The sequence below is a fragment of the Kribbella sp. NPDC054772 genome, from assembly GCF_053611945.1.
The window spans coordinates 438,171-451,433 of record NZ_JBSHBJ010000003.1 but is presented as its reverse complement, the minus strand read 5'-3'; the positions used below and the strand labels follow the sequence as shown (position 1 = coordinate 451,433).

General features: G+C 66.9%; 8 protein-coding genes. 7 read left to right on the top strand and 1 reads right to left on the bottom strand.

What is annotated here, in order from left to right:
- Positions 1–140: 140 nt before the first annotated feature.
- Together ACWGID_RS07630 and ACWGID_RS07625 are read left to right on the top strand one after the other, a co-directional pair.
- Positions 141–731: a TetR/AcrR family transcriptional regulator gene (locus ACWGID_RS07630; RefSeq protein ID WP_452195453.1), complete on the top strand. Its 591-nt coding sequence runs from the start codon at positions 141–143 to the stop codon at positions 729–731.
- 111 nt (positions 732–842) lie between these two features.
- Positions 843–1,577, top strand: coding sequence for an SDR family NAD(P)-dependent oxidoreductase (locus ACWGID_RS07625; protein ID WP_452195451.1), 735 nt, complete (start codon positions 843–845; stop codon positions 1,575–1,577).
- Positions 1,578–2,460: 883 nt separating this feature from the next.
- Here ACWGID_RS07625 and ACWGID_RS07620 read toward each other — a convergent pair.
- Complete coding sequence (locus ACWGID_RS07620) at positions 2,461–3,747, bottom strand: ATP-binding protein (RefSeq protein ID WP_452195449.1); 1,287 nt, start codon at positions 3,745–3,747, stop codon at positions 2,461–2,463.
- A gap of 390 nt (positions 3,748–4,137) precedes the next feature.
- On the opposite strand from ACWGID_RS07620, the gene ACWGID_RS07615 reads away from it, so the two are divergent.
- The 5 genes from ACWGID_RS07615 (at position 4,138) to ACWGID_RS07595 (ending at position 13,024) form a co-directional block, all read left to right on the top strand.
- Entirely contained in the window at positions 4,138–4,323 is a 186-nt protein-coding gene (locus ACWGID_RS07615; protein WP_452195447.1) for a hypothetical protein, read from the top strand.
- Between the two features lie 637 nt (positions 4,324–4,960).
- The gene (locus tag ACWGID_RS07610) at positions 4,961–6,493 is read left to right on the top strand and encodes a DUF2397 domain-containing protein (protein WP_452195445.1); all 1,533 of its coding nucleotides are present in this window, start codon (positions 4,961–4,963) and stop codon (positions 6,491–6,493) included.
- Positions 6,490–7,623 carry a DUF2398 family protein gene (locus ACWGID_RS07605; protein WP_452195443.1) on the top strand — a complete coding sequence of 378 codons (1,134 nt, stop codon included), beginning with the start codon at positions 6,490–6,492 and terminating at the stop codon, positions 7,621–7,623. The genes ACWGID_RS07610 and ACWGID_RS07605 overlap by 4 nt, the downstream gene beginning before the upstream one ends.
- Positions 7,620–11,792 (top strand): TIGR02680 family protein, encoded by a 4,173-nt coding sequence (locus ACWGID_RS07600; RefSeq protein WP_452195441.1) that lies wholly within the window; start codon positions 7,620–7,622, stop codon positions 11,790–11,792. Before ACWGID_RS07605 ends, ACWGID_RS07600 begins: the two co-directional genes overlap by 4 nt.
- Positions 11,792–13,024, top strand: a complete 1,233-nt coding sequence (locus ACWGID_RS07595; RefSeq protein WP_452195440.1) for a DUF2399 domain-containing protein — start codon at positions 11,792–11,794, stop codon at positions 13,022–13,024. Before ACWGID_RS07600 ends, ACWGID_RS07595 begins: the two co-directional genes overlap by 1 nt.
- Positions 13,025–13,263: the final 239 nt, after the last annotated feature.

Sequence of the window (13,263 nt, the reverse complement as noted above, 5' to 3'; positions counted from 1 at the left end):
GGGCATGGCGCTACCTCCATTCTTGCCAAAACGGCGTGGCTGCCGTGTCGTACTCCAGCAGCAGGACAACCCATTCCGCTTCTGAGGTCCTACGACTGGCAATCATGGACCGGTCAGTCCAGTATAGGTACTCTGAGTGTGTGTCGCGTCCACGTCAGTTCGATGAACAGCGCGTCCTGGCGGCCGTGCAGGCGGCGTTCTGGGACAACGGGTACGCGGGCACATCACTCGAAGACCTCCTGGCAGCCAGCGGGCTGGGCAAAGGAAGTCTGTACGGGGCGTTCGGGGACAAGCGGACCTTGTTCCTGCGCGTGCTGCGGGAGTACGACGAGGCCAACGATCGGATGCTGCGCACGTGGCTGGAGCAGGCCGACCACGCTATCGATGTGATTCGCGGTTTCGTGACCGGACCCGTCAGCGATCCTGGCGGCGAACAGGCCCGTCGGGGTTGCTTGCTCGCCAATACAGCGATGGAGCTCTCCGTGAGCACCTCCGAGGTGGCGGCTGAGGCTCGGCGCAGCTACGCCGCGACCACTTCTGTGCTGGTGGACGCGATACAGCGAGCGCAGCGCGAGGGAGACATCGCGCCCCATGTCGACCCGGACGGCGCCGCCCATGCGGTGCTGGCGGGTCAACTCGGACTGATCGTCCTCGGTCGGGTCGGCCAGGATCCGGCTGCCCTGTTGATCATGGCCGAGACCCTGCTCGATGGTCTATTGCCCAAGTCTTGAGCGTTTCCGGAGGGGGCATGAGGTAGATCACCGACCAAGTTCTTGACCGATTAGTCCATATCGGGTGATATGGACTAATCGGTCAAGAATCTAGGGAGATGGGAAGCCACCATGAAGGTTCTGGAAGACAAAGTCGCGGTCGTGACCGGAGGTAACGCGGGCATCGGACTGGCGATCGCGCGGGCTTATCTCGACGAGGGTGCCCGGGTGTTCGTCGCCGGCCGTCGCCAGGCGCAGCTCGACGAGGTCGAGGCCGAACTCGGTCCCGGGGTGACCGGGGTCCGCTGTGACGTGGGCAGGCTCGAGGACCTCGACGTGCTCTATGCGACGGTCGCCGAGCAGGCGGGTCGGATCGATGTCCTGGTCGCCAACGCCGGGATCGGGATCGTGGCGCATTTGGGCGAGATCACCGAGGAGCAGTTCGACGCCATGTTCACCACCAACGTCAAGGGCTCGCTGTTCACTGTGCAGAAGGCGCTCCCGCTGCTTTCGTCGAGGGCGTCGATCATCCTCACCGGATCGACGGCGGCCTCGCGGCCCGAGCCGTACCTGCCCGTGTACGGGGCCACCAAGGCCGCCCTCCGTAATCTGGTGCGCGGGTTCGCCCACGATGCGGGGGAACGTCAGTACCGGATCAACATGCTCTCCCCGGGCGGCACTCACACACAGGGTTTGGTCGACCTGATCTCAGCTGAGACGGTCGCCACCGCTGGGGCGTCGGTTCCACTGGGTCGGTTGGCCGAGCCCGAAGAGATTGCCGCGGCGGCCGTCTTCCTCGCCTCGGATGCGTCCAGCTACGTCAACGGTTCCGAGCTTGCTGTGGACGGCGGCGCCGCCCAGATCTGAGCCGTGCAGGCGCATCCCGCCCGGCCGGCAGGAGCTGTGGAATGCCCGAGTGAACGGCACTGCTCGCCAACGAGCCGGAAGGAGCGGGTCCGAGACAGAAGCATTGCCCGATTCCGGTGGCGCTGAGTGTCAGGTTCTGAACGGACACCGCGGGACGGCCACTGCGGGACATCGGAGGCAATGGCTGTGATCTGCTCGTACCTGACCGGCCTGGAATCCGCCTACCTGTAGGACGTCAAGTCGCGACACGCATCGACCGGCAGCTTCTCGACGGCGGTGACCCGAGGCCGCTGCATCAGGACCACGAAGGGCGACAGTGCTCTCCAGCAGCCAGACCTTCGGGAGCATGAGCACAGAGGGCGAGGAGTTGGCGTACGACGTTCAGGCGTTGAGACCCGCCATCTTGATCGGCGACACGACCGGGAAGGCGCCCACCCTAGACGCTCGAGATGGCCGACGTTCGGGAGGCGAGGAGCCCAATGGCGTCCAGTGTGCGAAACGCTCGGCGAGCCAGACCAGCTGGCCGACCGGCGAATCGGTCAGGGCGTGACCGATAGTCTGCGGGGTGAGCGCTTGCAGAGCCTGGCACGGCGGACGATTCGCGATCAGCTGCCTGATCTTGTCCAGCGGGCTTCGTCGATCGCGCGGCGTGAGCTCCAGCCGCGCTCGCGGGTCGGCCCGGAGAGCAAAGTGAACGTCCTGACTCTCGATCTCCGTAGTGACGTCCCCAACGTCGCTTGATGAGGCACTAGGTCGCCTGAGCGGGCTCCTCGAACGCACGAGCCCCAGGTCGCCACGGTGGTCAACCTCGTCACGGATCCACACCGAACGCGGCGTTGGAACGCCGCTGCTGGTGCTCCTCGGCAACGAATCGGGTCACCAGTCAGGGCTCCAAGTCCCAGAGCGCGCTGATCGGCATGGCGCGCAGTTTGGGCCCGAACGGGAGAGTGTGCTGGCCCGTGTGCAGGACCAGACCGGCGATGAAGTCATCGCCAAGTCGATCCTGGAGATGCCGCAGGCCGCGGAAGTCGTCGGAGCGTGGGGTCGATGACGCCTTGATTTCGATTCCCACCACCCGGCCGCGGCGGTTCTCCAGGACGGCGTCGACCTCGACCTGGTCGCGGGTGCGGTAGTGATACAGGTCAACACGCGTGTCGTTCCAGCCCTGCTGCCTGGCGAGTTCCATCAACACAAAGCCTTCGAGCAGCGGCCCAAACGCGCTCCCCGGCCGCTTGAACTGGGCTGTGTCGGCTCCCACTAGGTTCGCCGCGATCCCCGAGTCGGTCATGGCGACCTTCGGAGTGCCGGTGACTCTGGTGCTGAGGTTGCGCGACCAGGCAGGGATCAGCTTGATCAAGAAGATCTCCTGCAGCAGGCTCACATAGCGCGCGACGGTGTGATTCGCCAGGCCCGCCTTGCCGGCCAGCTCATTGATCACCAACTGTCCGCCGGAACGTGCGGCGATCAACCGGACGAGCTTCTGCATCTCGCCGACCTTCTCAATCTCGCCGACCTGGCTGACATCGCGCGTGATGAGATTGCTGACATAGGAGTCGAAGAACCTCTGCCGCCGGCGCGGCTGATCACGCGCCACCGCCTCCGGAAAACCACCCCGCACCACACGATCGGCATAATCGGCACGCTCGAGATCAGACGCGTGCCGCAGGTCCGGGCCGTGGGTGAAGATCGCGTCGATGAACCGATCCGGTCTGCCGTCGATCTCACCTTGCGCGAACGGCCACAACTCGATCGTCTCCATCCGCCCAGGCAGCGCATCCGGCAACGTCCGCAGACCCAGAACCCGCGCCGACCCCGTCAACAGAAACTGACCAGGCACCGGCCGCTCGTCAACCCGCGCCTTGATCGAAAGAAGCAGCTCCGGCAGGCGCTGGATCTCGTCAATGATCATCGGCTTCGAGCCCGCCACGAACTCCCGGGGATCCTCGCGGGCCGCCTCACGAATATCGGTCTCATCGAAGGTGTACCACTCCGCGTCCACCGCGGCCCCGACCAGCCGCACGAGCGTGCTCTTGCCGCTCTGCCGCGCACCATTCACCAGAACAACCCGGGTATCGGCCATCGCCTCGTCTATCAGCGCACGCGCATGGCGTGGCAGGACGCGCCCCAACGGCGACTCGGGCTCGGCCCGGGGTTCCAGATCATCGCTCACCCTGCGAGTATGCCACTGACTGCAAATCTGCCGCCACCTCATCTGCAAATCTGCCGATGGCTGGTTGCAAATATGCCGACAGCCTGGCTGCAGATCTGCCGCTCCTGGGCCCCAGCGTGCCGGGGAGGCAAGACGCGAGTCACGCCACTTCCGGGGCAGGTGTCGCCCCGGATCCGACGAACTGTGTGAGACTCTCGGCAGCGGATGCGGGGGACGCGATGCCTCCTGGAGGAGCGGCAATGGATATCGGGGACGTGGCCCGGTCCGGAGCCGCGGGTACGACGAGCGCATGGCCAATTGGAAGCGGCTGGGCGCCTACTAGCAGACCGATCACGAAGAGTCGGCGGCCGCGATCGTGTTCCAGCTCCTCATTCGTGTGGGGGTCGCTGAGTGGAATGGCAGCGGGCGCAATGGGCGACCAGCATCCACGACCCAGCGGGTCTCGAACAGATCATCGGTCTGCCCGTGGCCGATCCTCTCGCGCAGACCGAGTGGTTCGAGCTCGACGCGGATCAGCTCGTCTCGCCGGAAGGCACGACGATGATCTCGAGTACGCCTGCCGGACGACACCGATGACCGTTCCGCCGTCGAACGACGGTCGCCGAAGATCCAGGAGCTGCTGCGCGGACCGCGTGCACGCGAGGTCTCCATCGTCATCCCCACACCGGTCATCGCGCAGATTGTCCGGTAGGGCGGACGGCAACCCGACCGTCGGCGCTTCCTGGCCGACTCGTACCTGCTCCATTGGCCTCGAGATCGGAGCCCTGCTCGGCCGGAGCGGCACCGCGAACGCGGTCGATGCCTGTGTCGCGATCTGCACCCGCACCTCGACCACTGCCCGTGGTGACGTCCGATCCGGACGACCCGCGAGAGCTCGATCCCACCCTCCCTCTCGTCACGATCTCCGCGCCTCCGACTCACGAACTGAGTCAACTGCTCGACGCTGACGACCGCTTGTCACCCGTTGGCCCGGTCTAAGGTTCGAGCAAGGACTGAGGTCTCCGCCAGTTGCAGTATGGCGCTGAAGCCTCCGTCCACCGCGGCGGCCCCCACCGGCCTCCGGCTAGCTCGTCAGCAATCGATGCACCCACCGCTCGTCCAGCCGATGCCCACACTCGTCGTCCATCCTCAGCGCACGCCGACGACACGACCGGACGAGGCCGCAAGCTGGCTGGAGTGACGTGGAGTGGTCGCGGACCGTATGCTCGACGGGATGGCTGAGGGTCATGAGTTGCCGGAGGCCGCCGAGGGGGCCGATCCGTGGTCGGCTGTTCTGCCCGGGCAGGAGCTGGTGCCGGCGTACCTTACGTCTCCACTCGCCGCGCAGTACCGGGCGATCGTCGAGGTTCTCCTCACGGAGCAGGACACCAGCTTGACGGGCTTGTCGTACGACATGGTAGATGCGGGAGTACGTGCCTACCTTGCCGAGCGAGTTGCCGCTGACGTTGCCGGCCGGCTGCTGGATCCCGCCATACTGCACCTCGATGCCCGCCTCGAGCGGCTGGAACAGTGGCAGGTCATCACCCGCTGGCAGGAGCCGGCCCGCAGCGGTGAGGATTTCCTGCGGCGACGCGACCGATACCAGCTCACGCCCCGAGCGGCGAGCCTGCACACGTTCTGGGCCTCGGCCGATGACGTCGAAGAGGCGGCCGGCGATCTGACGCTCGCGCCGCGGGCGATCCACGACCGGCTGATCGCGTTCGCCGGTGCAGTGCGGCGTGAGGTCTACACAGAGGCGGCCACCGAGTTCCAGCAGATCTCCGCGCTGCACCTCGCGATGGCAACGGCAGCTCGCAGCTGGCAACGCACGCTCGCCCACGCCCTGTCCGGTGGACCTGATCCGGCCAAGCAGGATCTGCTGTGGAACACGTTGCGCGCGTACGTCGGCATGTGGGGCGAGCAGGTCGACGTCCACAGCCCGGGCATCGCGGAGCAGATGCACCAGGTTCGTCCGCTGCTCACACCCGAGGTTTGGCGAGCCTGCGTCCGCGCGGCCATCGACACCGACGTCGACGATCAGGTCGTCGCGGATCAGGCGCAGCGGTGGGCGCACACCTGGGACGCACTCTCGGTATGGTTCAGCGGCGAGCACAGCCAGGCCCGCCGCCTCCGCCGGCAGCTCCGCAACCTGGTTGCCCCCTGGGCGCGGAACATGAACATCCTCCTCGACACCGGTGGCGCGGTAACCCGCCGGGCCGAGCTGCTGCAACTCGCGGCAGCGATCGAGCGAGCGCCGGACGACGAGGCCGCCTGGCAGATCTGGGACACCGCGACCGGGCTCTTCTCTGCTCGGCACCTGCTCCTGATGCCCGAGTCCGCCGATGACCACGGCCTGAGCTGGCTCGACGCTCCAGCCGCGCCGGTCACCGCGCGGTTCCGCGAGCACGGACAGCGAGCCGCGGTGGGACAACGCACGAAGGTCCCGAACTACGAGTTGGGCAAGAAGGCTGCCCGGCGTGCGCGGCTCGCGGCTCTGGCCGCTCGCAGCGCGGCCGAAGCCTCACTGCGGCAGCGTTCCGGAACGAGCTTGTCGACGTGGGGCGAGATCAGCGAAGCGGAACTCGATCTGCTGCTGGAGTACGTCGGTGTCGCGCGGCGATCTCCGGCGAACGTCTCAATAACCGGTGACGGCCGCTGGCGGATCAGCCTGCGCAAACCACCAGAGCCCGCGGACACCACGGTGATCCTGTCGGCGAGCGGCCGCCTCGCCACGCTCGACTGGCACTTCGAGATGGACCCGGCATGATCCGCGACAGTACGGCGAGACAGGCCGCCTTCACGTCATTGCTCCGTTCCCCGGTGCTCGACCGGCGTACGCACCCGGAGATCTGGCCACTTGTCCGCGCGAACCGGAACACTCTGACCGAATGGTTCGCACACCGGCTCGGCTACCGACTCGTGGTGACCGACTCCGCCGCCCGGCTGTTCCGCCTGCCGCTGGACGGAAGCGTGCTCGCCCCCAACCGCTTCCGGCCGCCACCACGCCGAGTACTCGTACTGGCGATCCTCGCCGCGGCCGCCGCGGAGGACGCCGAGGACATCACCACCACCCAGGACCTGTCCGATCGAGCGCGCGCACTCGCCGCCCACGACGACGTGGCGCTCCAGCCGTACGATCCGGACCGGTTCGCCGAACGGATGCTGTTCATCAAGGCCGTACACATCCTGGTAGACGCGGGCGCCCTGCGGCCGACCAACCGCGATGACGAGGAGCAGCGCGAGGGCTGGGCACACCACAAGAACTCGGTCGGCGGCGCGTACGAAGTACGGCGCGAACTCCTGCTCCGCATGGTTGATCCTGAGTCCCTGCGAGCAGCACTCGGTAATGAGATTGGAGTACCCAGCGAATCCGGTGCGCGATTCGGTCTGATGCGCAGACTGGTCGAGCTCCCGGTTCTGCTGTACGACGACCTGACCGAGGCGGAGCGCATCTACCTGAACAGTCAACGCCATCGAGTGCTGGCGTGGTGTACGGAGATGACCGGTTGGACCGCGGAACAGCGAGCCGAAGGCATTGCGCTCGTGGCGGCCGGCGAGGACGAGACCGATCTTGCGTTTCCGGGACTGCGCGCAACAGACTTCTTCGCGCTCGTGGTGCTCGACGAGCTCGTCCGGCGGCACGGCATCGGCACGCGGTTCGATGAGGGCGACCTCACGACGGCCGCCGAAGATGTCAGGACGCGTTTCCCCAAAGCCCTCACGAACGAGCTCAAGCCGCCCGGCGCGGTCGAGGCGACAACCTTGGAGATCCTCCTCGCCCTGGATCTGGTCCGCAGCGCGGAGACATCTTGGTTCTTGGCACCACCCGCCGCGAGGTTCCGCGATCCGACGATCGTCGCAGTGACAGCGCGGCTCGACGATGGAGGTACGGAGTGACGTTCGACGGCCAGAGCGGCGCGCGTTGGCTCAGTGCCGCATTGTCCGGCGACCTGCCCAGCCCAACGCGAGAGCGCTGGCAACCGCTGCGCGTCGGAATCGTCAACCTGTGGGAGTACGACGATGCGGAGTTCTGGTTCGCCGACGGGCGGCTGGTGCTGCGCGGTGGCAACGGCGCCGGCAAGACCAAGGTGCTCGAACTCACGACTCTCATGCTCTTGCGCGGCGAGATCCAGCCGTCTGTCCTCGATCCGTTCGGCTCGCAACACCGCACGATGCGGTTCAACCTGCTGCCCAGCGATGACGACGACGATCCGCGACCGCCCTCCGACGCAGGTCTCGGATACGCGTGGGTCGAGTACGGCCGCATCGACGAGTCCGGCCAGCAGGCGTACTTCGTCTGCGGACTCGGTCTGAGCCTTCGGCGCGGGAGCGGTACGTCGTCCCCTGCCCGCTGGCACTTCGCCACCGAACTGCGCCCGGGTCAGGACTTCCGGTTCGTCACCGGGCAGCGGCCGCTGGACAGGAAGGATCTACTCAAGATCCGCGGCATCGAGTATCTCGACAGCGCGACGAAGTACCGGGCCAAGCTTGCCACCGAGCTGTTCGGTCTCGGCCCCGACGGCTTCGACAACCTCACCGAACTGCTCAAGCAGCTCCGTCGGCCGAAGCTCGGCGAGAGGCTGAACCCGGTAAGCCTGGCCGAGACGCTGCGGGCCGCGTTGCCGCCGTTGGCGAACACCGAGATCACCCAGCTCGCCGACGGCTGGGACAACCTCGAGAAGCTGCGGAAGTCAGTCGAGGAGATCCGTACGGCGGCCACCCGGGTCGCAACGTTCACCCGCACCGGTTGGCTCCCGTGGGCGCGTACGGTGGTGCGGCTCCGCGCGGATGCGTTCACATCGGCCACCACCAAGCTGGACAACACGACAAGAGCGCGACGTTCAGCCGAGCAAGCACTCGAGGAGGCGCGGAAGCTCGTAGGTGACCTGAACGAGGAGCTCGACAAGACGAAGCGCCGACGGACGGACCTGTCGACGGAGCTTCGCGAACTGCAGGACAGCCAGGCCTATCAGGACGCGGTCAGCGCAGCCGATCGGGTGCGCTCACTCCGCTCGAGCCTCGGTTCGATCAACGAGCAACAGACCGTCGTCGACAGCCGTCGGGAGGACGAAGAGGGTGAGCTGGCCGAGCAGGCGGAGGTTGCGGCGGAGGCAACCGGTAAGGCCGAGAAGGCCGAGGGCGCGGTCGACGAGGCAGCCGCCGGGGTCGCGGCCCTGGGCCGGCCGATCGGGCTGCAGGACTCCGCCGGACGCCATCTGCCCGCCCGTGACCTGGCCGGACTGCGTTCGGATCTGACGGTTCGATCCGAACGGTTCGGCAGACTGCGAGCCTTGGGCAACAAACATGCCAAGGCCGAGAGCGATGTCGATCAGGCCGCCGAGCTGCTGGAGAGCCGACTGAAAGACGTTGGCGAGGCCAACGACGCACTAGTGGAGGCGCAACAAGAGCTGGACAACGCTGTGGACGCGCTCCGCACGCAGATCCGGGACTGGAATCTCGGCACCACCATCAGCACAGCAACCGACGAAGAGGCCGAGGATTGGTGCGATCTGGTGTCCCAACTGGTCGACTCCGGCGACAAGGTGACACCGGCGACCGCCATCAGGCGGCATCTCGACGAGGCCAGGGAGACAATCCGTGGGCGACGGACAAGCCTCCTGCACCAGCGCACCGGTCTCGTCGACGAACAGGCCAAACTGAACAGCGACCTCTCGAAGGCACTCGAGAACGTCGAAAATCCGCCGAACCCGCCCGCGCTCTGGCAACGACGCGAGCGCCCCGACACCCAGCAAGGCGCTCCGCTCTGGAAGTGCGTACAGCCTCGAGCCGACTTCGATTCCCATCAACTCGACCGGCTGGAAGCAACGCTCGCCGCGGCTGGTTTGCTCGACGCCTGGCTGCTGCCCGATGGAAGTCTGCTGTCCCCCGACGGCATCCCGACGGACACCGTGCTGCTCGCCGGTCCAGAGCCGGACACTTCCAACCTCGGCCAGATCCTCGAACCCACACCAACGGGCGGCGTGACGGAATCAGCTGTCAACAAGGTGCTGGCAGGTATCGGTTGGTTGCCAACGGCCCCCTCTGATGAAGATGTGACGCGGACCTGGCTCGCTGCGGACGGCACCTGGCGCTGGGCATCGCTCGCCGGCCGCGCCGAGCCGATCCAACCGGCGTCCTATCTCGGAGCCACGGCCCGCGAAGCCGCCCGGCAGCGTGAGATCGCCCGGGTCGAGGCACGGCTGGGTGAGCTCGACGTACTTCTGACCGCGATCGACGAGCAGCTTGGAACAATCGCCACAGAGCTGTCGACCTTGCAGGCCGAGGCGGACCGGATTCCGCCAGAGCTTCCAGTCACCAACGCAGCTGAACGGGTCCGTGAGCGCGAGCGGCGGGTCGCTGACTGCGATCAGAAGGCAGACGGAGCCCGACGCCAGCACGAGAAGAAGCAAGTCGATCGTGACGGTGCCTGGGCGGAGTTCACCAGGTACGCCGGAGACCACGCGTTTCCGGTGCACCACCTGGACAGCTTCGCCGAGCATCTGAGCGGCTACCGCACCGCTGTGGACAGCCTGGCCGCGAAGGTCGAGGTTCTAGGTGTCCTGCAGGAGCAGCGGAATCGTGCCGACGCAGCTGTCGGCACAGCGCAGCGGCGGCTCGAAGGAACCCAGAAGGAACTTAACGGTTTGCGCGACCGGCTGAGACAGATAGAGGTCAGGCTGCGCACCGCAGAGGAGGCGTTGGGACTCGACGCAAGAGCGCAGCTCGCCCGCCGGGACGAGCTCGACGAGTTGCTGACCAAGGCCGAAAACCTGGTCGACGAGATCAACACCCGGGTCGCGGACGCGCGGGTCGAGGCAACCCAAGCCGAAGAGACCCTCAATCGGCATGAGGAGAACCGGCAGGCCGCGGAACAGGTGCGCGACGCCGGCATGGCGGCGTGGTGGGAGACGTACGACGCCGGCCTCGCGGGCCCTGCCGGGTTGCCCGAACCCGAACGCCGAACCGTCGAATCTGCGCGTGAATCCACCAGAGCAGCGGTGCGCGAGCTGAGCGTCGCCGGCGACCCGGACCGAGCCTGGCGTTCGTGCGACCGTGCACTCGACGCGCTTCGGCAGGACCTGCTCCCCAACCGTGACGCGCGGGTGATGGAGTCCGACGTCGACGGCGCTCTACCGCGGGTCATGATCCTGGCCGACAGCAGCTCGAGCTGGCAGGAACCATTCGCGGCCGCGGATCTGCTGGCAGACCAGGTACGGCGGCAGGAGGAGTCCTTCGACGCCGAACAGCAGCGCGTACTCGCTACGCTGCTCGGCTCGACGTTCATCGAGCACCTCAAGGACCGGCTCGACTACACCGCGCGGACCTTCACCAGCATCAACAGACAGCTCGCGAGCCACCCGACCCGGCATGGCAACGCCGTACAGCTCAAGTGGGATCCGGACCCGAGTGACCAGGACACCGGGAAGGTGGTGGAGGCGCTCACCCAGGGGTACCACCTTTTGACCCCCGAGAAGCAAAACGACGTACGGGCGTTCCTCGCACGGAAGATCGACGAGGCCCGGGACGACGCGTCAGCCGACGGTACGGCGGACTGGCGGGAGCAACTGTCTGCCGCGCTGGACTATCGGAGCTGGCTGCGGATCTCGTTGCAGTACAGACCTGGCGTGACCAGCAAGTGGATGCCGTTCGATGCAGCCAAGCACGGAGCGAAGTCCGGTGGTGAGAAGGTCGTACTCCTTTCCCAGCCGTTGTTCGCAGCGGCAGTCGTCGCCTACAACGCCGCAGCAGATCACGCGCCACGCTCCGTCTGGCTGGACGAGGCGATGACCGGCGTCGACGAGGAGATCAAGGCCTCGTTCATGGGGCTGACGGTGAGCTTCGACCTGGACGTGATGCTCACGGCGCACGACGAGTGGTGCAAGTACCCGACCGTACCCGCGGTCGCCGTCTACGACCTCGCGCGTCACAAGGGACTGCCTGGCGTCGACGCGATCCCGTATCTGTGGTGCGGTGGCGAGTGGACAGCTGTCGACGTCGGTACGGCCGATCCTGCCGCGGACGAGCTGTTGGTCGAGGACGGGCTGTTCGCGGACGTGGACGATTGATGAAACCGCTACCTGCCGCGCTCGCCGACTGGGTACGCCGTCCCGGACCGGCCGCCGTACTGAGCGCGATCGTCGTCAGGGCCCGACGCGGTTTCAAAACCGAGGAAGGCTCTCTCGGCACCGTCGTCCTGACCGAGACGGAACGCCGCGACGTCGCTCTTCTCCTCGGCACGCCATGGGAGGTGTCGGGACGACCGGTCCGCCTTCAGGATCTGGCGGCGCGGCTGGGCGAGCACGGTCTGTCGGTGCGTGAGCTCGCGGAGGCATCCCAAGGCGGGGCCATCGAGCCGGACAGTGCGGGACGGGAGCGTGCAGCCTCCGCGGCGCGGCGGGAACGCTCAGCGGCCACGTCGATCCTGGCGGACGCCGGAGTCGATCCATCGATCATCGACCAGTGGCTGGACGACCGAGGCCTGCCGAGACCGGGGACCGGCGATCTGCTCGCCCTCGCAGAACAGGTTGTCGCCGTCCTTGCGCAGATCCGGCGTTCCGGCCGCCGAGTCTGGCTGGCGCAACTGGCAGCGGATGTCTTCAACAATGCGCACAAACTCGACGCCGACGAACCCATCGGCCGAGCTGTCGCACGCCTCGCCGCCATCATCCACGAGCTTCCCCGTCCCCAACGCGCGGGCCGCGACTGGCGTGCCGCCTGGGCGAGCATCGGAGTGACGTGCGACGCGATCTCCTCCCGGGTGCTGGTACTCAATTTGCCCCTCGAGGGCGATTCCTCCGCGGCGCAGCTCGCCGCCGGCGAGCCGAGCTGGCTGACGCTTCGCGCACTGACAAGCGACTGGCGCGTACGACGTACACCAACCGTCTTCGTCTGCGAGAACGTCACCATCGCCCAAGCCGCCGCCGACGAACTCGGCCGCAACTGCCCACCCCTGGTCTGCACCGACGGAATCGCCTCCGGAGCCGCCCTCGACCTCCTCGCCGGCCTCTCCACGTGCGGCTGCATCATCAAAGCCCGAGCCGACTTCGACCAAGCCGGCTTCACGATCGCCGACCAAGTCCTGTCCGTCGCCCCCAAGGCACAGTCCTGGAGGTACGACGCCGAGACGTACGCAACTGCCTGCGGCCACCCCCAGCAGCCGTCGACAGCCCAAGATCTCGCCGCGACACTGCCCGGACTCCGCGCCCGCTACGACGAGCTCCGAATCAAGATCCACGAGGAACGCCTGCTGTCCGGCCTGTTGACGGACCTCGCCGCGGCCAAGTCAGCTCAAAGCTGAGGCGGTCGCGCGACGTACTACGCACGGCGATCGCGGGGTGCGCTCGATCTCGCCCAGAGCCGTGCAGCACCCTGCCTGCGGGTGATCTGGAGGACCCTACGCGCGTTCGACGCCGGCCCCCCAGTCGCATCGTACGGGCACTCAACGCACCTCCCTACGCACCTCAATCAGCGCGAGAAGATGGTAAGCGGTGAGCACCGGTGCGCACGACACCACCCATGAATCCATTACCAGCAAGG

Bases quoted from the DNA above. Each gene is read 5' to 3' on its own strand.
- ACWGID_RS07625 (WP_452195451.1), top strand. From the start codon at position 843: ATGAAGGTTCTGGAAGACAAAGTCGCGGTCGTGACCGGAGGTAACGCG.
- ACWGID_RS07610 (WP_452195445.1), top strand. From the start codon at position 4,961: ATGGCTGAGGGTCATGAGTTGCCGGAGGCCGCCGAGGGGGCCGATCCG.
- ACWGID_RS07605 (WP_452195443.1), top strand. From the start codon at position 6,490: ATGATCCGCGACAGTACGGCGAGACAGGCCGCCTTCACGTCATTGCTC.
- ACWGID_RS07595 (WP_452195440.1), top strand. From the start codon at position 11,792: ATGAAACCGCTACCTGCCGCGCTCGCCGACTGGGTACGCCGTCCCGGA.